This window comes from Herbaspirillum camelliae (assembly GCF_001929405.1).
Taxonomy (GTDB): Bacteria; Pseudomonadota; Gammaproteobacteria; order Burkholderiales; family Burkholderiaceae_D; genus Herbaspirillum; species Herbaspirillum seropedicae.
Genome location: NZ_KV880769.1, coordinates 987827 through 1013683, shown reverse-complemented (window position 1 = coordinate 1013683; position 25857 = coordinate 987827). Strand labels below are relative to the sequence as shown.

Annotated in this window: 26 protein-coding genes; 16 read left to right on the top strand and 10 right to left on the bottom strand. The window is 64.2% G+C overall.

Translation table 11 applies throughout. The features are described from left to right. Positions 1 to 27 precede the first annotated feature (27 nt). Positions 28 to 666, top strand: a complete 639-nt coding sequence (locus tag BGK68_RS04600; protein WP_075256122.1) for a peroxiredoxin — start codon at positions 28 to 30, stop codon at positions 664 to 666. Positions 667 to 739: 73 nt separating this feature from the next. Here the strand turns inward: BGK68_RS04600 and BGK68_RS04595 are convergent, their stop codons facing one another. Next, the gene (locus tag BGK68_RS04595) at positions 740 to 1684 is read right to left on the bottom strand and encodes a LysR family transcriptional regulator (protein ID WP_075259676.1); all 945 of its coding nucleotides are present in this window, start codon (positions 1682 to 1684) and stop codon (positions 740 to 742) included. Between the two features lie 202 nt (positions 1685 to 1886). Between BGK68_RS04595 and BGK68_RS04590 the strand changes: the two genes are divergently transcribed. The 3 genes from BGK68_RS04590 to BGK68_RS04580 all read left to right on the top strand — a co-directional run bounded on the left by BGK68_RS04590 (position 1887) and on the right by BGK68_RS04580 (position 6109). Continuing rightward, a complete protein-coding gene (locus BGK68_RS04590; RefSeq protein ID WP_075256121.1) occupies positions 1887 to 3026 on the top strand; it encodes an iron-containing alcohol dehydrogenase in 1140 nt (379 codons plus the stop codon). Between the two features lie 149 nt (positions 3027 to 3175). Then, positions 3176 to 4765 carry an aldehyde dehydrogenase (NADP(+)) gene (locus BGK68_RS04585; protein ID WP_083657721.1) on the top strand — a complete coding sequence of 530 codons (1590 nt, stop codon included), beginning with the start codon at positions 3176 to 3178 and terminating at the stop codon, positions 4763 to 4765. 129 nt (positions 4766 to 4894) lie between these two features. Then, on the top strand, positions 4895 to 6109 hold the full coding sequence (locus tag BGK68_RS04580; protein ID WP_075256120.1) for an ABC transporter substrate-binding protein: 1215 nt from the start codon (positions 4895 to 4897) through the stop codon (positions 6107 to 6109). 147 nt (positions 6110 to 6256) lie between these two features. Here the strand turns inward: BGK68_RS04580 and BGK68_RS04575 are convergent, their stop codons facing one another. The 4 genes from BGK68_RS04575 to yihA all read right to left on the bottom strand — a co-directional run bounded on the left by BGK68_RS04575 (position 6257) and on the right by yihA (position 9881). Then, positions 6257 to 6718, bottom strand: coding sequence for a carboxymuconolactone decarboxylase family protein (locus BGK68_RS04575; protein ID WP_075256119.1), 462 nt, complete (start codon positions 6716 to 6718; stop codon positions 6257 to 6259). Positions 6719 to 6828: 110 nt separating this feature from the next. Then, complete coding sequence (sigJ, locus tag BGK68_RS04570; RefSeq protein ID WP_075256118.1) at positions 6829 to 7803, bottom strand: RNA polymerase sigma factor SigJ; 975 nt, start codon at positions 7801 to 7803, stop codon at positions 6829 to 6831. Positions 7804 to 7829: 26 nt separating this feature from the next. Beyond that, positions 7830 to 8849, bottom strand: coding sequence for a porphobilinogen synthase (gene hemB / locus BGK68_RS04565; protein WP_075256117.1), 1020 nt, complete (start codon positions 8847 to 8849; stop codon positions 7830 to 7832). Positions 8850 to 9140: 291 nt separating this feature from the next. Beyond that, on the bottom strand, positions 9141 to 9881 hold the full coding sequence (yihA, locus tag BGK68_RS04560) for a ribosome biogenesis GTP-binding protein YihA/YsxC (protein WP_075256116.1): 741 nt from the start codon (positions 9879 to 9881) through the stop codon (positions 9141 to 9143). A gap of 204 nt (positions 9882 to 10085) precedes the next feature. Between yihA and BGK68_RS04555 the strand changes: the two genes are divergently transcribed. From BGK68_RS04555 to BGK68_RS04530, 6 genes are all read left to right on the top strand, one after another. Continuing rightward, on the top strand, positions 10086 to 10748 hold the full coding sequence (locus tag BGK68_RS04555) for a c-type cytochrome (RefSeq protein WP_075256115.1): 663 nt from the start codon (positions 10086 to 10088) through the stop codon (positions 10746 to 10748). A 286-nt stretch (positions 10749 to 11034) separates the two neighbouring features. Continuing rightward, entirely contained in the window at positions 11035 to 13188 is a 2154-nt protein-coding gene (locus BGK68_RS04550) for a cytochrome c biogenesis protein ResB (protein WP_075256114.1), read from the top strand. 109 nt (positions 13189 to 13297) lie between these two features. Beyond that, positions 13298 to 14452 carry a c-type cytochrome biogenesis protein CcsB gene (gene ccsB / locus BGK68_RS04545; RefSeq protein WP_075256113.1) on the top strand — a complete coding sequence of 385 codons (1155 nt, stop codon included), beginning with the start codon at positions 13298 to 13300 and terminating at the stop codon, positions 14450 to 14452. A gap of 55 nt (positions 14453 to 14507) precedes the next feature. Further along, positions 14508 to 15155: an HAD family hydrolase gene (locus tag BGK68_RS04540; RefSeq protein ID WP_075256112.1), complete on the top strand. Its 648-nt coding sequence runs from the start codon at positions 14508 to 14510 to the stop codon at positions 15153 to 15155. Between the two features lie 63 nt (positions 15156 to 15218). Beyond that, positions 15219 to 15809 (top strand): GNAT family N-acetyltransferase, encoded by a 591-nt coding sequence (locus tag BGK68_RS04535; RefSeq protein WP_075256111.1) that lies wholly within the window; start codon positions 15219 to 15221, stop codon positions 15807 to 15809. A 435-nt stretch (positions 15810 to 16244) separates the two neighbouring features. Beyond that, a complete protein-coding gene (locus tag BGK68_RS04530; RefSeq protein ID WP_041309953.1) occupies positions 16245 to 16499 on the top strand; it encodes a hypothetical protein in 255 nt (84 codons plus the stop codon). A 131-nt stretch (positions 16500 to 16630) separates the two neighbouring features. Here the strand turns inward: BGK68_RS04530 and BGK68_RS04525 are convergent, their stop codons facing one another. The 5 genes from BGK68_RS04525 to BGK68_RS04505 all read right to left on the bottom strand — a co-directional run bounded on the left by BGK68_RS04525 (position 16631) and on the right by BGK68_RS04505 (position 19436). Next, positions 16631 to 17635 (bottom strand): NAD(P)H-dependent glycerol-3-phosphate dehydrogenase, encoded by a 1005-nt coding sequence (locus BGK68_RS04525; RefSeq protein WP_075256110.1) that lies wholly within the window; start codon positions 17633 to 17635, stop codon positions 16631 to 16633. Between the two features lie 12 nt (positions 17636 to 17647). After that, complete coding sequence (locus BGK68_RS04520; protein WP_075256109.1) at positions 17648 to 18097, bottom strand: SH3 domain-containing protein; 450 nt, start codon at positions 18095 to 18097, stop codon at positions 17648 to 17650. A gap of 118 nt (positions 18098 to 18215) precedes the next feature. Continuing rightward, positions 18216 to 18710, bottom strand: coding sequence for a protein-export chaperone SecB (secB, locus tag BGK68_RS04515; protein ID WP_013232209.1), 495 nt, complete (start codon positions 18708 to 18710; stop codon positions 18216 to 18218). A 52-nt stretch (positions 18711 to 18762) separates the two neighbouring features. Beyond that, on the bottom strand, positions 18763 to 19023 hold the full coding sequence (gene grxC, locus BGK68_RS04510) for a glutaredoxin 3 (protein WP_013232210.1): 261 nt from the start codon (positions 19021 to 19023) through the stop codon (positions 18763 to 18765). Continuing rightward, positions 19020 to 19436, bottom strand: a complete 417-nt coding sequence (locus tag BGK68_RS04505) for a rhodanese-like domain-containing protein (RefSeq protein WP_075256108.1) — start codon at positions 19434 to 19436, stop codon at positions 19020 to 19022. Before BGK68_RS04505 ends, grxC begins: the two co-directional genes overlap by 4 nt. A gap of 150 nt (positions 19437 to 19586) precedes the next feature. On the opposite strand from BGK68_RS04505, the gene gpmA reads away from it, so the two are divergent. The 6 genes from gpmA (at position 19587) to BGK68_RS04475 (ending at position 25686) form a co-directional block, all read left to right on the top strand. Beyond that, the gene (gpmA, locus tag BGK68_RS04500; RefSeq protein ID WP_075256107.1) at positions 19587 to 20333 is read left to right on the top strand and encodes a 2,3-diphosphoglycerate-dependent phosphoglycerate mutase; all 747 of its coding nucleotides are present in this window, start codon (positions 19587 to 19589) and stop codon (positions 20331 to 20333) included. A gap of 92 nt (positions 20334 to 20425) precedes the next feature. Then, positions 20426 to 21838 (top strand): murein hydrolase activator EnvC family protein, encoded by a 1413-nt coding sequence (locus BGK68_RS04495; protein WP_075256106.1) that lies wholly within the window; start codon positions 20426 to 20428, stop codon positions 21836 to 21838. 3 nt (positions 21839 to 21841) lie between these two features. Beyond that, positions 21842 to 23338, top strand: a complete 1497-nt coding sequence (locus BGK68_RS04490; RefSeq protein WP_075256105.1) for a S41 family peptidase — start codon at positions 21842 to 21844, stop codon at positions 23336 to 23338. 86 nt (positions 23339 to 23424) lie between these two features. Further along, entirely contained in the window at positions 23425 to 24180 is a 756-nt protein-coding gene (locus BGK68_RS04485) for a HesA/MoeB/ThiF family protein (RefSeq protein ID WP_075256104.1), read from the top strand. 439 nt (positions 24181 to 24619) lie between these two features. Beyond that, positions 24620 to 25105: an RNA polymerase-binding protein DksA gene (gene dksA / locus BGK68_RS04480; protein ID WP_013232217.1), complete on the top strand. Its 486-nt coding sequence runs from the start codon at positions 24620 to 24622 to the stop codon at positions 25103 to 25105. A gap of 152 nt (positions 25106 to 25257) precedes the next feature. Beyond that, positions 25258 to 25686, top strand: a complete 429-nt coding sequence (locus tag BGK68_RS04475) for a hypothetical protein (protein ID WP_198937159.1) — start codon at positions 25258 to 25260, stop codon at positions 25684 to 25686. Positions 25687 to 25857 lie beyond the last annotated feature (171 nt).

Here is a 25857-nt window from a genome sequence, read left to right as displayed (position 1 = left end):
TTCATTCTGTCCACCAAGGAGACCATCATGACGCTGCGCCTGGGCGATACCGCACCGGATTTCGAGCAAGAATCCTCGATCGGCAAGATCAAATTCCACGACTGGGCGGGTGACTCCTGGGTCGTGCTGTTCTCCCACCCGGCCGATTTCACGCCGGTCTGCACCACCGAGCTGGGCCTGACGGCCAAGCTGAAGCCCGAATTCGACAAGCGCAACGTCAAGGCCATCGCGCTCTCCGTGGACGGCGCCGAGGCCCATAACCAATGGATCAAGGACATCGAGGAAACCCAGCAGACCGTGGTCGGCTTCCCCATCGTGGCTGACGTCGACAAGAAGGTCGCGGGTCTCTACGACATGATCCACCCCAACCAGTCCGAAACCGCCACCGTGCGTTCGCTCTTCGTCATCGATCCGAAGAAGAAGGTGCGCCTCATCATCACCTACCCGATGAGCACCGGCCGCAATTTCGACGAAGTGCTGCGCGTCATCGACGCCCTGCAACTGACCGATGGCTATACCGTGGCCACCCCGGGCAACTGGAAGGATGGCGACGACGTCATCATCCCGCTGTCGATCAAGGACGAGGAAACCATCAAGCAGAAGTATCCCAAGGGCTACAAGGCGCCGCGCCCCTACCTGCGCATCACGCCGCAGCCGAACAAGTAATCCCGGCTCGCTGCCCAGTTCCACCAAAGCGCTCCTGCGGGAGCGCTTTTTGTTTGCCTCTCAGCATTGCGCCTCAGCTTGGCTGTGCCACCGTGCGCGCGAAGTCGTCCAGGAACAGGCGCGCCACCGGCGAGAGCATGGTGCCACGCCGCGTCACCAGCTGGTAAGGCTCGCTGCGGGTATGCAGGCGCAGCGGCAGGATGCGCGTCATGCCGAAGCGTGTGCAGAACTGCGCCACATCCACCGACAGCAGCGCCACGAAGTGCGGATTCTTCTGCAGCAGCGACAAGGTGGTGAAGGCCGAGGTGGTTTCCATCAGGTGTAGCGGGAAGCGCAGGTCGGCGTTGTGAAATTCGCGCTCCAGCGTCATGCGCATGGGCATGTTGGCCGAATAGACCACCCAGCGCGAATCGGCCAGGTCGGCCAGCTGCAGGCTGGGCGCATCGGCCAGCGGGTGCTGAACACTGGCCACCACGGCCAGCTCTTCATCGTGGATATTGAAGGCGTCATACAGGTCCGGACGCTGGCTGATGCTGGTGCGGCAGATCGCCAGATCCAGGCGGCCCTGGTCGAGCAGGCGCAACAGCCGGGCACTGGTGTCTTCGACGATTTCCACCGACAGCGCCGGATGGGCTTCCAGCAAGCGCGTGAGTGCATCGGTGAGCAAGGGCACCGCGCCCATGATGGTCCCGACAGCCAGTCGGCCGCCATGGCCCTGCATGATCGCCAGCATCTCTTCGCGCAGATGGGTCAGGTCGGTCTGGATGAGCCGCGCATAGCGGATGACGCAATGGCCCAGCTCGGTGGCCTCCAGCCCGCGATTGGTGCGGGTGAACAATTGCGCACCGAGCGTGCTCTCGATCTCCTGCAAGGCCTTGCTGGCCCCGGGCTGGGTCAGCGCCACCTGTTCGGCGGCCTTGAGCAGTGAACCATGGTCGGACAGGGCGATGAGCAGGCGCAACTGGCGCAAGTGCAGGCGGGAGGTGATGGAGGCCAGCGAAGGCAGCGTGTTGTGCATGAAGGTCATCCTCAAAGAAGTCCTTAGTATGAGCCTTGGTTATACCCATATCAACAGCTCTCATTAGCCAAGGGGGCCGCGATGGCTTAGAGTCTGGCTTTCCAATGCAGGAAGCCAGAGGGAAGCGCTGGCTTCGGCAGATTCGGGAGGACTGGCGGCACAGCAGCCCCCGATGCCGACATCTATAAATCAAGGCTATGTAATGGCACTTATCAACTACATCACCCAGGTTCAGTTCGACTACGGCGCGCTGGCGCTCCTGCAGCAGGAATGCGACCGCCTCGGCATCAAGAAGCCGCTGGTGGTGACCGACATGGGCATCCGCAATGCCGGCCTGCTGGACAAGGTCCTGGGTCAGTTGAAGGAGGGCGTCGGCGCCGTGGTCTATGACCAGACCCCGCCCAATCCCAACGAAGGCGCGGTGCGCGCTGCGGTCGCGCTGTTCCGCCAGCACGGCTGCGACGGCATCGTGGCCGTAGGCGGCGGTTCGTCCATCGACCTGGCCAAGGGTGTGGCCGTGTGCGGCACCCATGAGGGTCCGCTGAAATCCTTCGCGCTTATCGAAGGCGGCCTGGCCAACATCACCGCCAAGACCGCGCCGGTGATCGCCATCCCGACCACCGCCGGCACCGGCAGCGAAGTCGGCCGTGGCGCCATCCTGATCCTCGACGATGGCCGCAAGGTCGGCATCATCTCGCCCTATCTGGTGCCCAAGCTGGCCATCTGCGACCCCGAGCTGACCCTGGGCCTGCCGCCCTTGATGACAGCGGCCACCGGCATGGACGCCATCGCCCACTGCCTGGAAACTTTCATGGCGCCGTCCTTCAACCCGCCTGCCGACGGCATCGCCCTGGATGGCCTGTGGCGCGCCTGGGCGCATATCGAGCGCGCCACCCGCGAGCCGGGCGACCGCGAAGCGCGGCTGAACATGATGAGCGCTTCCATGCAGGGCGCGATGGCCTTCCAGAAGGGCCTGGGCTGCGTGCACAGCCTGTCGCATTCGCTGGGCGGCATCAATCCGCGGCTGCACCACGGCACCCTCAACGCCATCTTCCTGCCGGCCATCATCGCCTTCAACGAAAGTGCGGCGAGCATGGTCAAGGACAACAAGATGGCCCGCATGGCCCACGCCATGGGCCTGGGCAACGGCGCCGAGATCGGCCCGGCGATTCGCGACATGAGCCGCCGCCTGGGCTTGCCGGCAGGACTGGGCGAGCTGGGTGTGACCGAATCGATGTTCCCGCAGATCATCCAGGGGGCGCTGGCGGACCACAGCCACAAGACCAATCCGCGCGAGGCCTCGGAACAGGATTACCTGCACATGCTGCAGCAATCCATGTGATGGCCGACAATGACGGCGCAACCGGCCCGCCCCGCGTGGCCAGTTGCCCAGACCAGTAACCCAGCAGCCGCTCCCGCTCACGCGGGCGCGGCCTTTATGCCTGATCCGGCCAACGGCGCAGGCGCCAACGAAACCAGCAGGAGCACAACGTGAGCATTAACATCCTTGGACACAACTACATCGGCGGCCAGCGCAGTGGTCAGGGCGACGTCGCCCTGCACAGCGTCGACGCGACCACCGGTGCGCTCTTCGACACCCCGTTCCTGACCGCGACCGACAAGGAAGTGGCCGCCGCCGTCCACGCCGCCGAGCAGGCCTATCCGCTCTACCGCGCAACCACCTCGGAGCAGCGCGCCCAGTTCCTGGAAGCCATCGCCGACGAGATCGACGCCCTGGGTGATGATTTCCTCGCCGCCGTGGCCCGCGAAACCGCCCTGCCGGCCACACCGCGCCTGGCTGGCGAACGCGCCCGCACCAGCGGCCAGATGCGTCTGTTCGCCAAGGTCGTGCGTCGCGGCGACTTCTACGGCGCCCGCATCGACACCGCCCTGCCGCAGCGCCAGCCGCTGCCGCGCCCGGACATCCGCCAGTACAAGATCGGCGTAGGTCCGGTGGCCGTCTTCGGCGCCAGCAATTTCCCGCTGGCCTTCTCGGTGGCCGGCGGCGATACCGCTGCCGCTCTGGCGGCCGGCTGCCCGGTGGTGTTCAAGGCCCACAGCGGCCACCTGGTCACCTCCGAACTGGTGGCTGACGCCATCGAGCGCGCCGTCAAGAAGACCGGCATGCCCGCCGGCACCTTCAACATGATCTACGGTGACCGCGTGGGCGCCCAACTGGTCAAGAGCCCCGGCATCCAGGCGGTCGGCTTCACCGGCTCGCTGCGCGGTGGCCGCGCCCTGTGCGACATGGCTGCAGCGCGTCCGCAGCCGATCCCGGTGTTTGCCGAGATGTCCAGCATCAACCCCATCATCCTGATGCCGGAAGCGCTGAAGCTGCGCGGCGACGCCATCGCCAAGGACCTGGCCGGTTCGGTCACCGTCGGCGTGGGCCAGCTGTGCACCAGCCCTGGTCTGCTGCTGGGCGTGCGTTCGCCGGAACTGACCGCCTTCATCGAGAAGCTGTCGGCGGCCTTCGGCGGCACCAACCCGGCCACCATGCTCAACAGCGGCGGCCTGACCCATTACAACGGCGGTGTGGCGCGCCTGACCCAGTTGCCGGGCGTGAAGGTGATCGCCACCGGCGGCACCAGCTACACCCAGGCCGTGCCGCACCTGTTCAAGGCCGATGCCGCGCTGCTGTTCTCCAAGGAAGCACCGCTGGAAGAAGAAGTCTTCGGCCCCTCCACCGTCATTGTCGAGCTGGAAAGCCGTGAGCAGCTGCTGGACTTCGCCGCCAAGATGAACGGCCAGCTGACCGCCACCCTGCAAGCCGAGATCGGCGACCTGCAAGGCAACCAGGACTTGATCGCGATCCTCGAACAGAAGGCCGGTCGCCTGCTGTTGAACGGCTTCCCGACCGGTGTCGAGGTGTGCGACGCCATGGTCCACGGCGGCCCGTACCCGGCCACGTCGGACGCCCGCGGCACCTCGGTGGGCAGCTTGGCCATCGAACGCTTCCTGCGTCCGGTGTGCTACCAGAACTACCCGGACGCGATGCTGCCGGCGGCGCTGCAGAATGCCAATCCTCTGGGCCTGATGCGCCTGGTCGATGGCGAGCAGACCCGCGCTACCGTCGGCTGATATTGCTCACTGCATGATCCGGACCGGTCCCAGCCATCTGGCAAGGCCGGTCCTGCAAGACCTTCCCCGCACTCGATTGCGGGGTCGCAACAAGAACCCCATTCCAAGATCCCGAGAGGAGGAGACCCCATGACCCCATTCATCCGGCGCGCCGCGCTGTCGGCTACCGCCTGCGCGCTGCTGGGCGCAGCCATCCTGCCATCCGCCCAAGCGGTGGGCGATACCATCAAGATCGGCTTCATCACCGACATGTCCGGCACCTATGCCGATTTCGACGGCCAGGGCGGCGTCGAAGCCATCCGCATGGCCATTGCCGATGCCGGCGGCGCCATCAATGGCAAAAAGGTGGAGCTGGTCTTTGCCGACCACCAGAACAAGGCCGATATCGCCGCCAACAAGGCCCGCGAATGGTTTGACCGCGATGGCGTGGACATGCTGGTGGGCGGCGTGAACTCGGCAGCCAGCCTGGCCATGGGCAAGGTCGCGGGCGAGAAGAAGAAGGTCTTCATCTCGGTCGGCGCCGGCACCACGCGCCAGACCAACGAAGAGTGCAATGCCTACACCATCCAGTACGCCTACGACACCACCGCGCTGGCGCGCGGGACGGGCGCGGCCATCACGCGCCAGGGCGGCAAGTCCTGGTATTTCCTGACGGCCGATTACGCCTTCGGCACCTCGCTGGAAAAGGACACCAGCGAAGTCGTCAAGAGCAATGGCGGCAACGTCGTTGGCGCGACCCGGGTGCCGCTGGCGACTTCCGATTTCTCGTCCTTCCTGTTGCAGGCGCAATCCTCCAAGGCGCAGATCCTGGGCCTGGCCGTGGCGGGGGGCGACGTCATCAATGCCATCAAGGCGGCCAATGAATTCGGCGTGAACAAGACCATGAAGCTGGCCGGCCTGCTGATCTTCATCAACGATACCCACTCGCTGGGTTTGCCGCTGACCCAGGGGATGTACCTCACCGATGGCTGGTACTGGGACCTCAACGACCAGACCCGCGCCTGGGCCAATCGCTATTTCATGAAGATGAAGAAGATGCCTTCCATGTTCCAGGCCGGCGACGCCTCGGCGGTGGGGCAGTACCTCAAGGCCGTCAAGGCCGTGGGCAGTACCGATGCCGACAAGGTCATGGATTACCTGCGCAAGAATCGCATCAATGATTTCTTCACCAGCAACGGCGTGGTGCGTCCTGATGGACGCATGGTGCATGACATGTACCTGATGGAAGTGAAGAAGCCTTCCGAATCCAAGCGCCCCTGGGATTACTACAAGCTGGTGCAGACCATTCCCGGAGAGCAGGCCTACATGACCAAGGCGGAATCCAAGTGCGCGTTGTGGAAATGAACGCACGCTGAACCGACAAGCCGGACGGCGTCATCAAGACACCGCCGGCCAGATTTTGAGCAGAAAGTCTGATGTGGATCGGACCATGTTCAACGCATCCCGGGCAACCGGGGTGCGTTTTTTTTCGGCCTTATCCCAGGAATCCAATCAGGCGCGGCGCGGTACCTGCGGGCGCATCGACACGCCCAGGCGGTTCCAGGCGTTGATGATGGCCACCGCGAACGTCAGGTTGGCGATCTCGGTGTCATTGAAGTGCTGCTGCAACTGGGCAAAGGCGGCGTCTTCCTTGTCGGCATCCGGCTGGTGCAGATGGGTGAAACGCTCGGCCCAGTTCAGCGCGGCCCGCTCGGCGTCGGTGAAGAAGGGGATTTCGCGCCAGGCCGCCAGGGTGTTGAGGCGCTGCTGGTCTTCGCCCTTCTGCAGCAGGTCATGCGAATGCATGTCGACGCAGAAGGCGCAGCCGTTCAGTTGCGATACGCGCAGGAAGACCAGTTCCAGCAGCTTGGGATCGACGCCGCTCTGGTGGACCACTTCGCTGGCCTTGAGGAGGGCATTGAAGGCCGGGGCGGCGAGCTTGGCATGGGGCAGGCGTTGCTTGAAATCGGACATGGGAGTTCTCCATCGAGGGTGAGGTGACAACGGCGCCATTCGCCGGTGTTCCTCCACTAGACGGAGCGGGATGTCCTGTTGTGACAGGTCTGCGAAAAAAACCGAAAGATTCAGTCCACCGCCAGCTGTTGCCGGGCGATGGCCGCGAGCTTGTCGGGGTTGCGCACGACGTAGATCGCACTGACGCGCCCGGCCTGCCATTGCAGCGCCTGGGCCGATTCCAGCACGCCATCGACATAGCGCAACAGGCCGGCCGCACCATTGATCCAGGCGGCCTGATAGACGATGCGCGCGCCGAAGCGGCGCACATTGGCGTAGTACAGCCAGGAAATGCGCTCTGCCCCCTCCAGCGGATGCGGGAAGGACGCCACCTTGCCGCCGCCGTCGCCGATCAGGCGCGCATCCTCGGCCAGCAATCCCAGCATGGCCTCACGCTGGCCGCTTTGCAGCGCTTGCATGAATTTTTCCAGCAACAGCGCATGGGTCTCCCGCGTCACCGGGCTGGACGCGGCCCGCACTGCTGGGCTGAGCGGGTCGGCCTGGTGTTCCTGCCGCGCCAGCCGTTCGCGCGCGCGATGCACCAGCTGGCGGCAGCTGGCTTCGGACTTTTGCAGGATGGCGGCGATGTCGGGATAGTCGTTGTCGAACACCTCACGCAGCAGGAAGGCGGCGCGCTCTTCGGGCTTGAGGCGTTCCAGCAGCAACAGGTAGGCGAAGGAGAGGTCGCTGTGCTGTTCCAGCAACTGTTCGGGGGAAGGGGCCAGGCCGGCCTGGCCGTAGAGGTCGATGTCCGGACCGGGGCCGGGCTCGGCCAGGTCCACCAGCGGTTCCGGCAGCCAGTGGCCGACATAGTGCTGGCGTTCCTGCTGCAGCTGGCGCAGGCGGTCGATGCACAGGCGCGTGACCACCGTCACCAGCCAGGCCTCGGCCGAGTCCAGCACGGCCTTGTCCTGGGCGTGCCAGCGCAGCCAGGCGTCCTGCAGCACGTCGTCCGCCTTGCTGCGCGAAGCCAGCATGCGGTAGGCCACGCCAAACAGGCGCGGCCGGTGCTGTGTGAACAGGGCGAGCGCGAGGTCGTCCGTCATCGGTCTTGACCTGGTGCCGGGCGGTGTCAGCCTTGCTTGAGCTTGCGCGCGATGTCCAGCGCGAAGTAGGTCAGCACGCCATCGGCACCGGCGCGTTTGAAGGCCATCATGGCTTCCATCATGGTCTTGTCGTGGTCCAGCCAGCCATTCTGGGCGGCGGCCTTGATCATGGCGTATTCGCCGCTGACCTGGTAGGCGAAGGTGGGGACGCGGAATTCATCCTTCACGCGGCGCACGATGTCCAGGTAGGGCATGCCAGGCTTGACCATGACCATGTCGGCACCTTCTTGCAGGTCCAGCGCCACCTCGCGCAGGGCTTCGTCGCTGTTGGCCGGATCCATCTGGTAGGTGGCCTTGCTGCCCTTGCCCAGGTTGGCGGCCGAGCCGACCGCGTCGCGGAAGGGACCGTAGAAGGCCGAGGCGTACTTGGCCGAGTAGGCCATGATGCGGGTGTAGATGTGTCCCTGGGCTTCCAGCATGGCGCGGATGGCGGCGATGCGGCCATCCATCATGTCCGAAGGGGCGACCACGTCCACGCCGGCATCGGCCTGGGTTTGCGCCTGCTTGACCAGCAGCGCCAAGGTTTCATCGTTGAGGATGTAGCCGGTCTCGTCCAGCACGCCATCCTGGCCGTGGCTGGTGTAGGGGTCCAGCGCCACGTCGCACAGGATGCCCAGATCGGGGAAACGGTCCTTCAGGGCGCGCACCACGCGCGGCACCAGGCCGTCGGGGTTGGTGGCTTCGATACCGTCGGGCGTCTTCAGGGCCGGGTCGATCACCGGGAACAGCGCCAGCACCGGCACGCCCAGCTTCACGCATTCTTCGGCCACCGGCAGCAGCGCATCCAGCGAGAGGCGTTCCACGCCCGGCAACGACGCCACGGGCGTACGCAGGTTCTGGCCTTCCTGGACGAAGACGGGATAGATCAGGTCGGCGCTGGTGATGACGTTTTCGGCCATGAGGGCGCGCGAGAAGGCGTCGCGGCGCATGCGGCGCATGCGCAGGGCGGGGTAGCCGGCGTTGGAACTGAAGTCGGTCAAAGACATGGGCATTCTTTCAAAATAGATGATGTTTGACGTTATCTTGGAATATTTTCGAGCTATTCATCGTTATCTTCGGAAAATTGCCTCCTTTGAATTACAGGATGAACAACTTTCCCTCGAGATACTTTACCTTAGCTGCGGGTGATTCATTCACCCCCCGCTTCCCCTTCCCTCCCTGAGCGGGGCCGATCGTGCAAGCGAAAGGCATTCGGCCCCGGAGAATATCCCTGTTCTCCGGGGTTTTTTTTGTCCATGCTTTTTACTCCTGGCTGAGCCGATGCGCCTTGTCGGCGATCAGCTTTGCTGTGCTGCGTCAGCAGCAGCGTCGCCGGCCGCGGCGGCGGGAGTGGCCACCTGCGCCGGGTCGGCCTCTGCCGTGAGGCCGGCCAGTTCCAGGATCTTGTCGTTGGCTTCTTCCAGGCCCGTGCGTTTCAGGGCCGAGAACAGTTGCGCCGTGAACGGGAAGGGCTGGCCCTTCTCATCCACATAGCTTTGCAGGTAGGTCTGGGCCTGGCGCAGGGCATTGGTGGATTCGTTGCGGTTGAGCTTGTCGGCCTTGCTGAGGATGCAATGGATGGGTTTGCCGGTGGGGGCGAACCACTCGATCATCTGGATATCGAGGTCGGTGAAGGGGCGGCGCGAATCGACGATCATCACCAGCGCCGCCAGCTGTTCGCGCTGGCGCACGTAGTCGCCCAAGAGGGCTTGCCAGTGGTGCTTGGCCGAGCCCGACACCTCGGCGTAGCCGTAGCCGGGCAAGTCCACCAGCATGGCGCGGATATCGTCCGGGCGCGCCTCGTCATTGCGGTGCTGGCCCACGTGGGCGCCGCCGATGGAGAAATAGTTGATGTGCTGGGTGCGGCCCGGCGTCTTGGAGGCAAAGGCCAGGCGCTTCTGGTTGCACAGCACGTTGATGGCGCTGGACTTGCCGGCATTGGAACGACCGGCGAAGGCGATTTCCGGCACACTGGTCTTGGGCAGATCCCGCAGGTGATTGACGGTGGTGAAGAAACGGGCTTGCCAAAGTTGCGACATGGTGGGGGGAAATCCGAAAGAGGAGGGAAAAACGCGGAGAAGCTATTGTACAATGGCCCGAAACCCAACGCCTCGTTGACGCCAGGCAAGTAAAAAATATGGCGGCCATTGGAGACAGGTCAAACAACAGGCATTTGGTTTAGGGGCAGCTAGCCGCCGAACGGGCAAAATCTCTCAATTCCACAATAAGTATTAGGGTGACGAATGAACCGTGCCTTTTCCCCACTGTTGTACTCCGTTTTTGCTGCCTTCCTGGCAGTGGCCAGCACAGCCCACGCGGCTGATGACAAGAAAGCCGCGGTCAAGGCCGACCCGGCCAAGGGCGAAGCCCTTTATACCAATGGCGACAGCGCCCGCAACATCGTGGCCTGCGTATCCTGTCACGGTGCGGCCGGCAATTCGACCATCACCCAGAACCCCAAGCTGGCAGGCCAGCACGAGGCCTACATCGCCAAGCAGCTGCTGAACTTCCGCACCCCCGACCGCAACAATCCGGTCATGTCGCCGATGGCCAAGGCCTTGTCGGACGAAGACATCCATAACGTCGCCGCCTTCCTGGCCGCCCAGGCCCCCAAGCCGGGCGCAGCCAAGAACAAGGACACCATCGACCTGGGCAAGCACATCTGGCGCGCCGGCATCGCCGCCAAGAACGTGCCGGCCTGCGCTGGCTGCCACAGCCCCAACGGCGCTGGCATCCCGGCCCAGTATCCGCGTCTGGCCGGCCAGCACCAGGACTACACGGTGGCCCAGCTGACCAATTTCCGTGGCGGCGCCCGTACCAACAGCGTGCAGATGACCACCATCTCCGAGCGTCTCTCGGACAAGGAAATCAAGGCCGTGGCCGACTACATCGCCGGCCTGAAGTAAGCAGCCGGGCCGCCATGCGGCAGGGCAGGGAAGAGGCGGCCGGCGTGCCGCCTTTTTTCATGAGGGTTGACGCAGGTCGTGGCAGTCCGGCGCGGCAGCCCTCATGATGCTGCCTTGCCGCACCAGCGCCACGACCGATGAGCGCCGGCATGGACGTGCTACGCAGACTGGCGTCACGGACTTTCCCCGGGAGCGGTAGAATTCCGGGTTCGCATCCCTTGCCGTCCGGCAGGGCGATCCCCCCAGGTAAGCGGGTCCGCCAGCGCGGGCCCGGTAAGGCAGGAATATGACGACGGGCAGCAGTACCCAAGGAATCCAGATCAGGACCCGGCAGCGATGGTTGAGTGAAGCCGTCGAGCTGTTCTCTTCGATGCGCTTTGCCATCAGCCTGTTGACCCTCATCGCCATCGCCTCGGTGATCGGCACGGTGATGAAGCAGAACGAGCCGATGCCCAATTACGTGAACCAGTTCGGACCGTTCTGGTTCGAGGTGTTTGGCAAGTTGGGGCTGTATGCCGTCTATTCGGCCTGGTGGTTCCTGCTGATCATGGGTTTCCTGGTGCTGTCCACGTCGTTGTGCATTGCCCGCAACGCGCCCAAGATGCTGCGCGACGTCAAGAGCTGGCGCGACAACGTGCGCGAGCAGTCGCTGCGCAACTTCCATCACAAGCATGAGTGGCACACCGCCGAAGCGCCGGCCGAGGCCGCTGCGCGGCTGGTCCGCCAGGTCGGTGCCCGCGGCTACAAGACCCGCCTGGCCGACAAGGAAGGCGGCACGCTGCTGGCGGCCAAGCAGGGAGCGGCCAACAAGTGGGGCTACATCTTCGCGCATGCGGCCATCGTCATCATCTGCCTGGGCGGGCTGCTCGATTCGGACTTGCCGATCCGCTTCCAGCAATGGTTCTATGGCAAGTCGGCCTTTGCCGGCAACGGCATCATCGCCGAGATTCCCGAACGTTATCGCCTGGGCCTGAACAATCCGACCTTCCGTGGCAACACCCTCATTCCGGAAGGCGCCAGCAGCAGCACCGCCATCATCCCGCAGAAGGATGGCGTGATGATCCAGGACCTGCCTTTCACCATCCAGTTGAAGCGCTTCATCATCGACTTCTACTCGACCGGCATGCCCAAGCTCTTTGCCAGCGAGGTGGTGGTGCGCGACCATGAAACCGGCAAGGAGACCGCCGCCACCATCAAGGTCAACGAACCGCTGATCTACAAGGGGGTGGCGATCTACCAGTCCAGCTTCGAGGACGGCGGCAGCAAGCTCAAGCTGGTCGGCTATCCCATGCGCGGCGGGGCCAACAGCCACTTCGCTCTGTCCGGCGTGGTCAATGGCAGCACCGCGCTGCCGGCGGGCCTGGGTGACTACACCATCGAATGGAGCGGCTTCCGCCCCTTCAACGTGGAGAACATGCAGGCGTCCGGCGCTGGCGGCGGCTCGACCTCGGGGGATGCGCGGGCCGTCAATGTGGGCAAGAGCGTCAATCGTGGCCTCATGGATAGCCTGGACAAGCATCTGGGCTCCAGCGCCAAGAACGCCAACAGCAAGGACTTCAAGAACGTCGGTCCGAGTGTGCAGTACAAGCTGCGCGACAAGACCGGCCAGGCGCGCGAATACTTCAACTACATGCAGTCGCTGCCCATCGATGGCGCCTATGTCTTCCTGGCCGGCATGCGCGAGCAGCCTGACCAGCCTTTCCGCTACCTGCGCATTCCAGCCGACGACAATGACAGCGTGGCCGAATGGATGCGCCTGCGCGCGGCCCTGGCCAATCCGGCCCTGCGCGAGGAAGCGGCGCGCCGCTATGCCCGCCAGGCCATCAGCAGCGGACGCGAGGCTTCGCCGGTATTGCGCGAGCAGTTGCAGCAATCGGCCCTGCGCGGCCTGACCATCTTCGCCGGTGACGGCAAGGTCTCCGGCTACATTGCCGTGACACGCTTCCTGGAACAATTGCCCGCCGCCGAGCAGGAGAAGGCCGCCGACATCTTCATGAAGATCCTCAACGGCAGCATGTGGGAACTGTGGCAAGCCGCCCGCGCCCAGGATGGCCTGGAGCCGGTGGCCAGCGACGAGGCGCATGGACGCTACCTGCAGCTGGCCATCAATGCGCTGGCCGATGCGGCCTTCTACCCGGCGCCGGTGTTCCTGCAATTGTCCAGCTTCGAGGAAATCAAGGCCTCAGTGCTGCAGGTGACCCGCTCGCCGGGCAAGAAGGTGGTCTATCTGGGTTGCCTGTTCCTGGTGCTGGGCGTGTTCGCGATGCTGTACATCCGCGAGCGCCGCCTGTGGATCTGGATCAAGCCGGCCGCCGATGGCCAGGGCAGCCAGGCGCTGCTGGCCATGAGTACCCAGCGCCGTACGCTGGACTTTGACAAGGAATTCGAGCAGATGAAGGCCAGGGTGTCCGGCAACGCCGCCCCGCCGCCCTCTGCATGACAAGCGCTTGCAGCCGGACGATGACGGTTATCATCCGGGATATATGAATGACTGTGCTGTCTTGGCCGGTATCGCCGGTATCGCCGACCTCGCAGCAGTGGAGAAAGCAATGGAACTGACGCAACACAACCAGGCCTACGCCGAAGAGCAAGGTTTTTTCCGCCGCCTCGGCGTGCTCGACTGGATCTACGCAGCAGCCCTGGTGGCGGGCTCGCTGTACGCCTTCGGTCGCTTCGGCAGCTATATGGATTACTACGAAAAGGCGGTGCTGCTGCTGGCTGCGCCGACCTTCGCCTGGCTGGGCTGGCACTGGAAACCGGTGCGTCTGCTCATGCTGGTCATCGCCGTGCTCTCGCTGGGCGCCATCGCCATGTATGGCGGCGCGCTGGAATTGGCCGACAAGAAATTCTTCCTCAAGTACATGCTCTCCAGCCAGTCCGCCATCCTCTGGATGAGCGCGCTGTTCTGCCTGTCCACGCTGTTCTACTGGGGCGGCCTGGCCACCACCGCCGGCACCGGCAACGCGATCGGTTCGCGCCTGTGCTGGGCCGCCGTGGTGCTGGGGTTCACCGGTCTCATGGTGCGCTGGTACGAGTCCTACCTGATCGGGCCGGACGTGGGGCACATCCCCATTTCCAACCTGTATGAAGTCTTCGTCCTGTTCTGCCTGATCACGGCGCTGTTCTACCTGTATTACGAAGAGCGCTACGCCACCCGCCAGCTGGGCGCCTTCGTGCTGACCGTGATCACCGCAGCAGTGGCCTTCCTGATGTGGTATACCGTTTCGCGGGATGCCGCCGAGATCCAGCCCCTGGTGCCGGCATTGCAGAGCTGGTGGATGAAGATCCACGTACCGGCCAACTTCATCGGCTATGGCACCTTCGCCCTGGCGGCCATGGTGGCGGTGGCCTACCTGCTGCGGCAGAAGGGCTACCTGGCGGACCGCCTGCCTTCGCTGGAGGTGCTGGACGACGTGATGTACAAGGCCATCGCCGTGGGCTTTGCCTTCTTCACCATTGCCACCATCCTGGGTGCGCTGTGGGCCGCCGAAGCCTGGGGCGGCTACTGGTCCTGGGATCCCAAGGAAACCTGGGCGTTGATCGTCTGGCTCAACTATGCCGCCTGGCTGCACATGCGCCTCATGAAGGGCCTGCGCGGCCAGGCCGCGGCCTGGTGGGCGCTGGTGGGCCTGCTGGTGACGACCTTTGCCTTCCTGGGCGTGAACATGTTCCTCTCGGGACTGCATTCCTACGGCGAACTTTGACGGCGCTGGCGGCTCCTTGGAGAGGGCGGCCTCGCCCTGTAGACAAGGAGCAGCAATGAACGATTTCGCCACCTCGCCCGAACTGGTCATCTTCGACTGCGACGGCACCCTGGTGGACAGCGAAGTGGTCGCGGCCCGGGCCTGGTCCGAATATGTAGCCACCTACGGCGTGCAGCTCACCCCCGAGGACGCCCTGGCGCGCTTTCGGGGCGTGAGCATGAACTGGTGCATCGCCCATGTCGCGCAACTGCGCGGCCAGGCGCTGCCGGCGCATTTCGAGCAGGAGCTGCGCACGCGCATGGGCGTGATGCTGGAGCAGCACCTGCAGCCTATCAATGGCGCACTGGAGATGGTGGAGCAGCTGCAGATCCCCTTCGCGCTGGCCTCCAACGCCCCTCACCACAAGATCGAGCTATGCCTGCGGGTGACCGGCCTGCTGCCGCATTTCCAGGGACGCATCTTCAGCGCCTACGACGTGCAGCGCTGGAAACCCGATCCCGCCTTGTTCCTGTTTGCCGCCGAACGCCTGGGCGTGCCGCCCGCGCGCTGCGCGGTGGTGGAAGACAGCCTGCCAGGCGTGCAGGCCGGCCTGGCGGCGGGGATGAAGGTGATCGCCCTGCAAGAGCATGGCGTGCATCCCGACTTGCCCGAGGAGGTCGCCGTCATCACCCACCTGGGTCAATTGCATCCGCATCTGGCCTGAAGGGCTGGCCGCAGGCGCCGCGATTTGGCTAAGATGGAGCCAAGCACACGACCCCGGGCCGCCATGCACCACGCCATCGACCGCGAACGACAAATCATCTATTGCGACCGTGACATCGAAGTGCGCCCGCTCGGGCTGCGCGAAGCACCGGCGCTGTACGACGCGGTGCATCAGTCCATCCACACCATCAGCCAGTGGGAAGCCTGGTGCACCCCTGATTACAACCTGACCGATGCCAAATTGTTCCTCCAGCGCGCCATCGAGCAATGGCAGGCCGAGGCGGCCTATGACTTCAACATCGTCGACCGGGCGCGCGGGCTGGTGATCGGGTCGGTGGCCATCAACCAGGTCAGCGCGTTGAACCAGATGGCCAACCTGGGCTACTGGATACGCGAGGGCTATACCGGACGCGGCATCGCCGCCGTGGCCGCGCGCGCTGCGGCGGTCTTCGCCTTTGCCCATACCGGGCTGACCCGCCTGGAGATCGTCGCCCAGGCCGGCAACCTGCGCAGCCAGCGCGTGGCCGAGAAGACCGGGGCGACGCTGGAATGCCTGGCGCGCAATCGCCTGGTCTTTCATGGAGAGCCGCGGGATGCCAAGGTCTTTTCGCTGATTCCTGCCGACCTGGGACGGCCTGTGCCGGTGCATTGCTGAGCTTTCGCAGTGGCTGATAAAGATTCCTGCGAGCTAATCTTCCGTCGTTTTTTGGAGCGGAAAAGTGAAGATGGATACTTTTCGCAACACTTTTTTTGCGGTCTTTTTGTTCAGGAAAAGTGCACAATCGCAGTCCCACTGACAAGCCTGTCAGCCTTGATGGAGGCGGGTTTGGCGAAGTTTTGCAAAGCCGCAATAAAACGTTTCCTCAAAGTAATTTCAATTTGGCTGACAAAATACTGACTTTTCGCGTATTCCAAATCGCCGCTCGGGCGTTACATACCTAAAGCGCTGTCAAGAAAGGCCGCGCTTGTGTATCTGGAGCAGTTTCCCGGGATCAAGGCAGTGAGCAACATCTTCCGGGGCGCTGCGGGTTCTTCCGAAAAAACTCAGGACGGGAGAACGTTGAGCGTCAGCGACGTAAGAGGAAATACGATGCAAGCCATACAACGCAACAAGACCACGAACAATCACCACGCCGGCCGCGCCGCCCAACAATACGTCATGGGCGGGGAAGCGCGCAGCACTCGCCTGTCCAAGCGCCTCAAGAGCGCCGAAGCAGCCCATCAGGACGACGATTGCCATGCGCGCTACGACAAGATCTCCAAGCAGATGGATGACGCGCTCGAAGGGGGCTCGCCCCAGCACTTCAAGCGGCCCAAGATGGAAAGCGACATCATCGCGCGCTGAACCGGCCCTGCTTCAGGGTTGATGCTCGCACGATAAGAAACAGCCGGAGGCGGTTCGCTCCGGCTGTCATTTTCTCCGCTGTCGCCTGCGGTGAGGTTTGGTGAACCTTGCTGCCAGGCCGGCAGCTGGCGCTACAGGCTTTCCTCGCGCGCATCACGCGCCAGCAGCCGCGCCACCATCTCCTGTACCGACACGCCGTCGAACAAGGCCGCCGCCACCGCATCGGTGATCGGCATCTCGACGCCTTTTTCGCGCGCCAGCGCACGCACCGCCTGGGCGCAGCGCACCCCTTCGGCCACGTGACCGAGTTCGGCCACGATATCGTCCAGTTTCTTGTTCTGCGCCAGCCCCAGGCCGACCCGCCGGTTGCGCGAGAGGTCGCCGGTGCAGGTCAGGATCAGGTCGCCCACGCCGGACAGTCCCATGAAGGTTTCTGCACGTCCCCCCAGCGCCACCCCGAGCCGGGTGATCTCGGCCAGGCCGCGCGTGATCAGGGCGGCGCGGGCATTGAGCCCCAAGGCCAGCCCGTCGGCCACGCCGGTGGCAATGGCCAGGATGTTCTTGACCGCACCGCCGATTTCCACCCCGATCAGGTCGTCGCTGGAATAGATGCGGATGTTGTTGCCGTGGACCGCCGCCACGACGCGCTCGCACAAGGCAGCATCGGCGCCGGCGATGGTCAGCGCGCAGGGCAGGCCACGCGCCACTTCCTGGGCGAAGGAGGGGCCCGACAGGGCGCCTGCGGCCAGTTGCGGTCCCAGCACGTCCTGCACCACCTGGTGTGGCAGCAGGCGGGTGCCTTCTTCCAGTCCCTTGCACAGCCAGACCAGATTGGGGATGGGATAGGCGCGCAGATGACCGGCCAGCTCGCGCAGGCCCGATACCGACGACGCGGCGATCAGCAGGGAATCGGCAGGGTCGTCGCAGACGTGGCGTACCGCCGCGTCGAAGTCGGCGGTCACGACCAGGCCCTCGGGCAGCGGGAAACCGGGCAGGTAGAGGCTGTTCTCGCGCTGCCGGTCAGCTGCCTGCATGGCCTGGGCATTGCGTCCCCACAGCGTGACCTGATGCTTGCGCGCCAACGGGATAGCCAGGGCCGTGCCCCATGCACCGGCGCCCAGGATGGTGATCTTCATGGTGGTCCTGCCTCAGTCGCCCCAGACATCGCCGGCCTTGGCGAAGCCGGTCTGGCCGTCGCGGTGGCGCACCTTGACCCAGCCATTGTTGGGACTTTCCAGCATTTCCAGCAAGACCGACTTGTCGGCCGTGAAGACCACCGGGCTGCTCTCGTCGGCCGCATTGTAGACACGTGCATTGGCTGCCGAGACGACCAGCATGCGCTTGGGCGTGAGTGCCTTGGAGGAAATCCAGGACAGCGTGCCGGCGGCGTCCCTGACCTTGCTCCATTCGCCATAGGTCAGCACCACTTCGACCGGCATGCCGCGCGGCGCGACATAGACCCGCCGGCCCTTTTCGGAAGGCGCGTCGTACATGATGGCGGGGGCGGCGCCGACCGATTTGAAGTCCAGGGCCAGGGCGTCCTTGGCCAGGAAAGCACCCAGCAGGGTGGCGGAAAGAATCAGGGGCAGGCGTGTCATGGAAAAAGTCTCCGCAGAAGGGAAAGCGCCGCAGCGGCTGCTGCGGCGGCTTGGCGTCATGCCGGGCGCGACCGCGCTGACGCGGCCGCCCGGCAGGCGGACAGGTGGGCTGCGTGGATCAGTTGACGGCGGTAGAGCCGTTGTTGACCAGGGTCGCGCCCTGTTGCTCGGCCAGCGCTTGCAGGCGCTGTTGGTAGAACACCTCGAAGTTGATCTCGGCCAGGTGTACCGGCGGGAAACCGGCGCGGGTGATGGCGTCGGCGATGTTGGCGCGCAGGTACGGGTAGATGATGTTGGGGCAGCCGATGCCCAGGAGCGGGTCCAGCTGTTCGGCCGGCACGTTGCGGATCTCGAAGATGCCGGCTTGCTTGCCCTCGACCAGGAAGGCGACCTTGTCCTTGACCTTGGCGGTCACGGTGATGGTCACGGTCGATTCGAACACGCCTTCGGCCAGCGCTTCAGCGCCGACGTCCACCGAGACTTCGATCGAAGGGGCTTCCTGCTCCAGGAAGATGGCCGGGGAGTTCGGCTGTTCCAGAGAGAGGTCCTTGAGGTAGACGCGCTGGATCTGGAAAACGGGTTGCTGCTGAGCTTCTTGGTTCTGTTCCGACATGGATCTCTTTCAGGTTCGGTGAATCGATAAGGGGAAGGGTGCTGCCCTGGCCTCAGGCTTGCAGCAGCGGGTCCAGCTTGCCGGCGCGGTCCAGCGCGCTCAGATCGTCGAAGCCGCCGACATGGGTGTCGCCGACGTAGATCTGCGGCACGGTGCGGCGGCCGGTCTGTTGCATCATCAGCTCACGCTGCTGAGGGTCGAGATCGACGCGGATCTTCTCGATCTGCGTGATCCCCTTGCTGGCGAGCAGGCGCTCGGCCATCATGCAATACGGGCACACGGCGGTGCAGTACATCTTCACTGGGGCGCTCACTTGGCGGCCTCCTTGGTGGTCAGCGGCAGGCCCTGGCCTTGCCAGGCAGCGATACCGCCGCTGAGGCCGTAGACCTCGTTGAAGCCGGCCTTCTTCAGGGACGCCTCGGCGCGGTTGGCCTGGGTGCCGGTCTGGCAGACCACGATGACTGCACGGCCCTTGAGCTTGTCGAGTTCGCCGATGCGCTGCGGCAACTCTTTCAACGGGATGTTGCGGGCGTCGCGCAGGTGGCCGGCGGCGAACTGCTCGGCCTCGCGCACGTCCAGCACCAGCACCTTGCCCTGGTTGATCATCTGCGTGGCTTGCAGAAGGCTGAGCTTGTTGCCGCGTTGCTGCAGGTAGGGAACCAGCAGGGCGCCGCCCGAGACCAAGGCCAGAGCGATCAGGAAAATATTGTCGATGATGAATTTCACGGCAGTCCAATGAGTTTACTGAATCCCGGCATTATAAAATAGAAGCATTCGCGGTTTGCATGAGAACAGTCTAAGGTTTGCGCCCGGTTCCGCGTATGCGACCTTCGGGCAGCCGCATCGGTTTATCCATCATCAGAAACTAGTCCTGCTATGTACAAAATCGTATTCATGCGCCACGGCGAATCGACCTGGAACCTGGCCAACCGTTTCACCGGCTGGGTTGACGTCGATCTGACCGAGAAGGGCGTGGCTGAAGCCCGCCAGGCCGGCAAGCTGCTCAAGGAAGCCGGCTTCTCCTTCGATCTGGCCTATACCTCGGTGTTGAAGCGCGCCATCCGCACCCTCTGGACCACGCTCGATGAAATGGACCAGATGTACATCCCCATCAAGAACGACTGGCGCCTGAACGAACGCCACTACGGCGCCTTGCAGGGTCTGAACAAGGCCGAGACCGCCGCCCAGTACGGCGACGAGCAGGTGCTGGTCTGGCGCCGCAGCTACGATACCCCGCCCAACCCGCTGACCCCGGGCGAGGAGCGCGACGCCTTTGGCGACCCGCGCTACGCCGGCCTGTCGCGTGAGCAGGTGCCGCTGACAGAGTGCCTCAAGGATACCGTGGCGCGCGTGCTGCCGGCCTGGAATGACTCTATCGCCCCGGCCATCCGCGCCGGCAAGCAGATCATCATCTCGGCCCACGGCAACAGCCTGCGCGCCCTGATCAAGTACCTGGACGGCATCAGCGACAACGACATCGTCGGCCTGAACATCCCCAACGGCCAGCCGCTGGTCTATGAACTGGACGCCGACCTCAAGCCCATCAAGAGCTACTACCTGGGCGACCAGTCGGCCATCGAGGCAGCGCTCAAGGCCGTGGCCAACCAAGGGAAGTCGACATAAAACGGTCTCCCTTCCGCGAGACGCCGGCCGCACAGGCGGCGTCTTTTCCAGGCAAGTGCACCACGCAGGCGCGTTGCGGAGGCTTCTCCGGCGTGTCGCGGGGAGGCATTCGCCCCTGGCTGGCGGGGCTGGCGCTATTGCTGGCCACGGCAGCTGCGCAGTCCCAGCCGATCACCGAGCGCGCCCGGCAGAAGCAGGCCGCCGAGAAGGAACGCGCCGACCTGCAGCAGCGCCTGGCCAATCTCAAGCGCGACATCGACCATACCGAGACCGCCAAGGACAATGCCGCCGATGCGCTGGCAGCCTCCGAGCAGGCCATCTCCAAGGCCAACCGCTCCCTGCGCGACCTGGCGCAGGAGCAGCAGCAGACCGAGGCGCGCCTGAACCAGCTCATACGCCAGCTCAATGAACTGACCGCGCTGGTCAACGCCCAGCAGGCGCAGCTCTCCAAGCTGCTGCGCGAACAGTACGTGGCCGGCAATGAAGACCGCATCAAGCTGCTGCTTTCGGGTGACAATCCCAATCGCATCAACCGCGAGCTGCAGTACATGGGCTATGTATCGCAAGCCCAGGCCAAGCTGATCGAGACGCTGCGCGCCAACCAGCAGGCCATTCGCGCCAACAAGGCCGATACCCAGAACGCCAAGTTCGAACTAGAAGAAATCGCCCAGGAAGAGCTGGAGCAGAAAAAGGTGCTGGAGCGCGAAAAAGGCCGCCGCCAGACCCTGCTGTCGCAGCTTTCCACCAAACTCAACGCCCAGCGCCAGGAAGCCGGCCGCATCGAGCAGGACCAGCAGCGCCTCTCCAGCCTGGTGGACAAGCTGGCGCAGATCATCGAGCAACAGAAAAAGGCCGAAGCCGAGGCCCGCGAGAAGCGTCGCCAGGAACAATTGGCCAAAGCCAAGGCCGAACGTGAGAAGCGTCTGGCTGAGCAGCGCGCCCGCGCCGAGAAGCGCGCCGCCGAAGCGGCCAAGGCCGCCAAGGAGGGCAAGCCGGCGCCGAAGATGCCGGACCCGGCCGACGCCATCGATGATGACGAACCGCCGCAACAGGCATCGTTGGGCCGTAATGACACGGTGCCGGAGCCGCAGACGGACAACTTCGGCAAGCCCTTCGCCAGCCTGCGCGGACAATTGCATCTGCCGGTCAGGGGTGATTTGACGGCGAAATTCGGCAGCCGCCGCGGTGACGGACCGACCAGCCGGGGTCTGTTCATCCGCGCCCAGGAAGGTGCGGAGGTGCGGGCGGTGGCGGCCGGACGGGTGGTCTTTGCGGACTGGCTGCGCGGTTTCGGCAATCTGATCATCGTGGACCATGGCAACCAGTACATGACGATCTATGGCAACAACCAGTCGGTATTGAAGCGCGCCGGCGATCTGGTCAAGGCAGGCGACACCATTGCCACAGCAGGCAATAGCGGCGGTAACGAGCAATCGGGTTTATACTTTGAAATGCGGTATCAAGGCCGCGCATTCGACCCACAGGGGTGGGTAACTTCTAGGTGACACATGGGCAGCAAACTCAAGAATATCGGTTTGATCGGTTTGGGCATGGTGGCAGGCGCCACTGCGATGATTCAGTTCGACGCCATCGCGCAAAAGAATGCAACGGCGTCGCTGCCCCTGGAGGAGCTGCGCCAGATGGCCGACGTGTTCGGCCTCATCAAGTCAGACTATGTCGAGCAGGTCGATGACAAGAAGCTGTTGACCGAAGCCATCTCCGGCATGGTCGCCTCGCTCGACCCGCACTCCGCCTATCTGGACAAGAAGGCCTACAAGGAACTGCGCGAAGGCACCATGGGCAAGTTCGTCGGCCTGGGCATTGAGGTCGGCATGGAAGATGGCTACGTCAAGGTCATCTCGCCCATCGAGGATTCGCCGGCCTTCCGCGCCGGGATCAAGGCCGGTGACCTGATCACCCGCTTAGACAGCACCCCGGTCAAGGGCCTGACCCTGGATGAAGCCGTCAAGAAGATGCGCGGCGAACCCAATACCAAGATCACCCTGACCATCGCCCGCAAGGACGAAGACAAGCCCATCATCCTGACCATCACCCGTCAGGAGATCCGCGTGCAGAGCGTCAAGTCCAAGGTGGTCGAACCTGGCTACGCCTGGCTGCGCGTGACCCAGTTCCAGGAACCGACAGTGGACGACATGTCCAAGAAGCTGGCCGCCATCTACGCCCAGGAACCCAACCTGAAGGGCATCGTGCTGGACCTGCGCAATGACCCGGGCGGCGTGCTGCCGGGCGCCATCGGCGTGGCCGCGGCCTTCCTGCCCAAAGATTCGGTGGTGGTGTCCACCAATGGCCAGTTGCCCAGCTCCAAGCAGACTTTCTACGCCAAGCGCGAGTACTACGCGTCCAACCCGCTGTCGGACCCGCTGTCGCGCCTGCCGGACGCCATCAAGAAGGTGCCGATGGTGGTCCTGATCAACAGCGGCTCGGCGTCGGCCTCCGAAATCGTGGCCGGCGCCCTGCAGGATTACAAGCGCGCCACCATCATGGGCACCCAATCCTTCGGCAAGGGTTCGGTGCAGTCGGTGATCGCCTTGCCGCCGGAGAAGAACACCGCCGTCAAGCTGACCACCGCCCGCTATTACACGCCCAAGGGCCGTTCCATCCAGGCGCGCGGCATCGTGCCGGACATCATGGTGGATGAATACCCCGATGGCGATGGCTTGAACGGCCTGCGTCTGCGTGAAGCCGATCTGTCCAAGCACCTCACCAACGACACCGACAAGTCCGCCGAGGTCAAGGCCAAGTCGATGGATGAACAGGCGGAAGAACGCCTGATCGCCGCCGAGAAGAAGCGCAAGCCGCTGGACTTCGGCAGCAAGGATGACTTCCAGCTGATGCAGGCCCTGAACCAGTTGAAGGGTCTGCCGGTCAAGGTCTCCAACGCCAAGCCGGAAGTGCGCAACGAAGAAGGCAAGAACGACACCCCGGTGAAGGACGAGCGCCGCGACAACAAGGCGCCGGCCGAGAAGATCGACACCACCAAGTAATCCGCCGCCCTCGCGGGCAGGCACATCGGGCCGCTAGCACTTGCCAGCGGCCCTTTGTCATTTTCACGGGAACGAGGCTCACGACGATGGATGATCAACAGCTGCTGCGCTACTCGCGCCACATCCTGCTCGACGAGATCGACATCGACGGACAGACCCGGCTGCTGCAAGGACATGCGCTGGTGATCGGCGCTGGCGGCCTGGGTTCGCCGGCGGCCATGTACCTGGCCTCCGCCGGGGTGGGCCGCATCACTCTGGTGGACCACGACACGGTGGACCTGACCAACCTGCAGCGCCAGATCATGCACACCACGGCCCGGGTCGGCCAGCCCAAGGTGGAATCGGGGCGCCAGGCGCTGGAGCAGATCAATCCCGGCGTGCAGGTCACCGCCCTGGCCGAGCGCGTGGACGCAGAGCGGCTGCGGGCGCTGGTCGCCCAGGCCGACGTGGTGCTGGACTGCAGTGACAACTTCGCCACCCGCCATGCCGTCAACCGCGCCTGCGTGGCCGCTGGCGTGCCGCTGGTCTCGGGCGCGGCGATCCGCTTCGATGGCCAGGTCAGCGTGTTCGACCCGCGCCAGCACGCCAGTCCCTGCTATGCCTGCCTGTTCCCGCCCGAGCGCGAGTTCGAGGAGGTGCAGTGCTCCACCATGGGCGTGTTTTCCCCCCTGGTGGGCATCATCGGCACCATGCAGGCGGCCGAGGCGATCAAGCTCCTGGCCGGGGTCGGTCGTTCGCTGGCCGGACGCCTGCTCATCCTCGATGCGCGCGAGATGGAGTGGACTTCGATTACCGTGGGCCGCGACATGCAGTGCCCGGTGTGTGCGCAGCGCCACGCCTGACAGTCCATACTTGCCATACTGGCAACCCTTCCGCTTCCATCTGCCCCCGTTCTTCTGGTATAAACACGCTTGGATGTTGCAATGCAAATAGCATGCACATCGAGCCAGGCTGATGTTCGGAACGACGACAATTCATAAGCGCGATCAGCCCGCCCTGCATTTGCCCGCAACCGGGGACGTCGTGAACCGCTCCATGAAACGGTTTTCCAGCCCGCAGCCGGCCGTGTGCCGGCCCTTGAGCCCGGGGCTTGGCATCCGGAATCGTTGGTGTACAATCCTTGACCGCGAAAAAGCGTACGCTATCGGCAAGTCGCGGCCCGCCAGGAGGGAACCCATCGGGCCGGGGGACGGCGTGAACGCCAATCGAAGAGGTGCCAACGCGGCTAGGGAAGTGGATTCACAAGCGACCTGTTCCGGCAGCCAAGCATGAGCCGGGATAATGGATATAGTTGAAAAACCCGTAGTATTGAAAGTAAGCGAAGTGGCAACCAAAACTCCCAAAACTACCCCTGCAGCGCAGTTGTTGACCGAGGAAGAAATCCTCAAGATGGACGAGAAGGACTACATGAACGAAGCGCAGCTCGCTTTCTTCAAGGCCCGTCTCCAGCAACTGGAAAAGGATCTGCTCAAGAACGCGGATGAGACCACCGAACACCTGCGCGAAACCGTGCTGGTGCCGGACCCGGCCGACCGCGCCACCATCGAGGAAGAACATGCCCTCGAACTGCGCACCCGTGACCGCGAACGCAAGCTGCTCAAGAAGGTGCAGCAGTCCATCGTGGCCATCGACAACGGTGAGTACGGCTGGTGCGAAGAGACCGGTGAACCGATCGGCATCCCGCGTCTGCTGGCGCGCCCGACCGCGACCCTGTCGCTGGAAGCGCAGCAACGCCGCGAACTGAAGCAAAAGCTCTACGGCGACTGATCCCGCCACTGCAGGATGAAGCCTGTGCCGCGTGGCGGCCAGGTGCGGCGCCGGCAATGCCTGCCGGTGCTGGCTGACTGACCCCGTCGATCCGGGCCTGCGCCATTGGCGCCTTGTCTAATCCCTGCCATCCTGCGAGCCCTACACCGGCCATGACTCCTCTGCACCGCCTGCGTTGTCTGCATACTCCAGCTCTCGTCGCCATCCTGGCGATGTCGCTGCTGCTGGCGCAGATGCTGGGTTTCGTGCACGGCATCGCCCACGCCGGCTGGGCGCCGGGGACCGTGCATTCGCTCATCAGCGATGCGCTCTTTGATGAGGGCGAGGGCGACGACCATGCCGCCTCTGCGCATGTGCATGGTGGACAGCAGCAGGGCGAGGACCCCGCCCACGTCCACGCCGACCACTCGCATCACTCCTGCGTTTCCTACGATGCCGCCGCCCTGTCGGCCGGCGCGCACTTCGATTTCCCGCCGCTGCCCCTGATGCCGCCGGTGCGGGTACTGGCTCTCTGGCAGGCCTTCGCCTCCTGGGATCCGCCGCTCAACTGCCATTTCTCCTCGCGCGCGCCGCCGCGCTGAATTCCTCCCCCCTGCTAGCTTCTGACTGGTTGCCGGTTGTCCCGCGCGCATCCGGCCGCCGCTGACCTGGTCTTGTCGACCGCAGGCAGCGCGGCCCGGGCGCGTGTTGACGGCCGGTGTATCCGCGCCGCCTGTCCCACCCTCACATGACGGGCTGCGCCTCTGCACAAC

What these genes read in the sequence shown, in the direction of transcription:
- BGK68_RS04600 (WP_075256122.1), top strand. Translation starts at nt 28, where the DNA reads ATGACGCTGCGCCTGGGCGATACCGCACCGGATTTCGAGCAAGAATCC.
- BGK68_RS04595 (WP_075259676.1), bottom strand. Translation starts at nt 1,684, where the DNA reads ATGCACAACACGCTGCCTTCGCTGGCCTCCATCACCTCCCGCCTGCAC.
- BGK68_RS04590 (WP_075256121.1), top strand. Translation starts at nt 1,887, where the DNA reads ATGGCACTTATCAACTACATCACCCAGGTTCAGTTCGACTACGGCGCG.
- BGK68_RS04580 (WP_075256120.1), top strand. Translation starts at nt 4,895, where the DNA reads ATGACCCCATTCATCCGGCGCGCCGCGCTGTCGGCTACCGCCTGCGCG.
- BGK68_RS04575 (WP_075256119.1), bottom strand. Translation starts at nt 6,718, where the DNA reads ATGTCCGATTTCAAGCAACGCCTGCCCCATGCCAAGCTCGCCGCCCCG.
- sigJ (WP_075256118.1), bottom strand. Translation starts at nt 7,803, where the DNA reads ATGACGGACGACCTCGCGCTCGCCCTGTTCACACAGCACCGGCCGCGC.
- hemB (WP_075256117.1), bottom strand. Translation starts at nt 8,849, where the DNA reads ATGTCTTTGACCGACTTCAGTTCCAACGCCGGCTACCCCGCCCTGCGC.
- yihA (WP_075256116.1), bottom strand. Translation starts at nt 9,881, where the DNA reads ATGTCGCAACTTTGGCAAGCCCGTTTCTTCACCACCGTCAATCACCTG.
- BGK68_RS04555 (WP_075256115.1), top strand. Translation starts at nt 10,086, where the DNA reads ATGAACCGTGCCTTTTCCCCACTGTTGTACTCCGTTTTTGCTGCCTTC.
- BGK68_RS04550 (WP_075256114.1), top strand. Translation starts at nt 11,035, where the DNA reads ATGACGACGGGCAGCAGTACCCAAGGAATCCAGATCAGGACCCGGCAG.
- ccsB (WP_075256113.1), top strand. Translation starts at nt 13,298, where the DNA reads ATGGAACTGACGCAACACAACCAGGCCTACGCCGAAGAGCAAGGTTTT.
- BGK68_RS04540 (WP_075256112.1), top strand. Translation starts at nt 14,508, where the DNA reads ATGAACGATTTCGCCACCTCGCCCGAACTGGTCATCTTCGACTGCGAC.
- BGK68_RS04535 (WP_075256111.1), top strand. Translation starts at nt 15,219, where the DNA reads ATGCACCACGCCATCGACCGCGAACGACAAATCATCTATTGCGACCGT.
- BGK68_RS04530 (WP_041309953.1), top strand. Translation starts at nt 16,245, where the DNA reads ATGCAAGCCATACAACGCAACAAGACCACGAACAATCACCACGCCGGC.
- BGK68_RS04525 (WP_075256110.1), bottom strand. Translation starts at nt 17,635, where the DNA reads ATGAAGATCACCATCCTGGGCGCCGGTGCATGGGGCACGGCCCTGGCT.
- BGK68_RS04520 (WP_075256109.1), bottom strand. Translation starts at nt 18,097, where the DNA reads ATGACACGCCTGCCCCTGATTCTTTCCGCCACCCTGCTGGGTGCTTTC.
- secB (WP_013232209.1), bottom strand. Translation starts at nt 18,710, where the DNA reads ATGTCGGAACAGAACCAAGAAGCTCAGCAGCAACCCGTTTTCCAGATC.
- gpmA (WP_075256107.1), top strand. Translation starts at nt 19,587, where the DNA reads ATGTACAAAATCGTATTCATGCGCCACGGCGAATCGACCTGGAACCTG.
- BGK68_RS04490 (WP_075256105.1), top strand. Translation starts at nt 21,842, where the DNA reads ATGGGCAGCAAACTCAAGAATATCGGTTTGATCGGTTTGGGCATGGTG.
- BGK68_RS04485 (WP_075256104.1), top strand. Translation starts at nt 23,425, where the DNA reads ATGGATGATCAACAGCTGCTGCGCTACTCGCGCCACATCCTGCTCGAC.
- dksA (WP_013232217.1), top strand. Translation starts at nt 24,620, where the DNA reads ATGGATATAGTTGAAAAACCCGTAGTATTGAAAGTAAGCGAAGTGGCA.
- BGK68_RS04475 (WP_198937159.1), top strand. Translation starts at nt 25,258, where the DNA reads ATGACTCCTCTGCACCGCCTGCGTTGTCTGCATACTCCAGCTCTCGTC.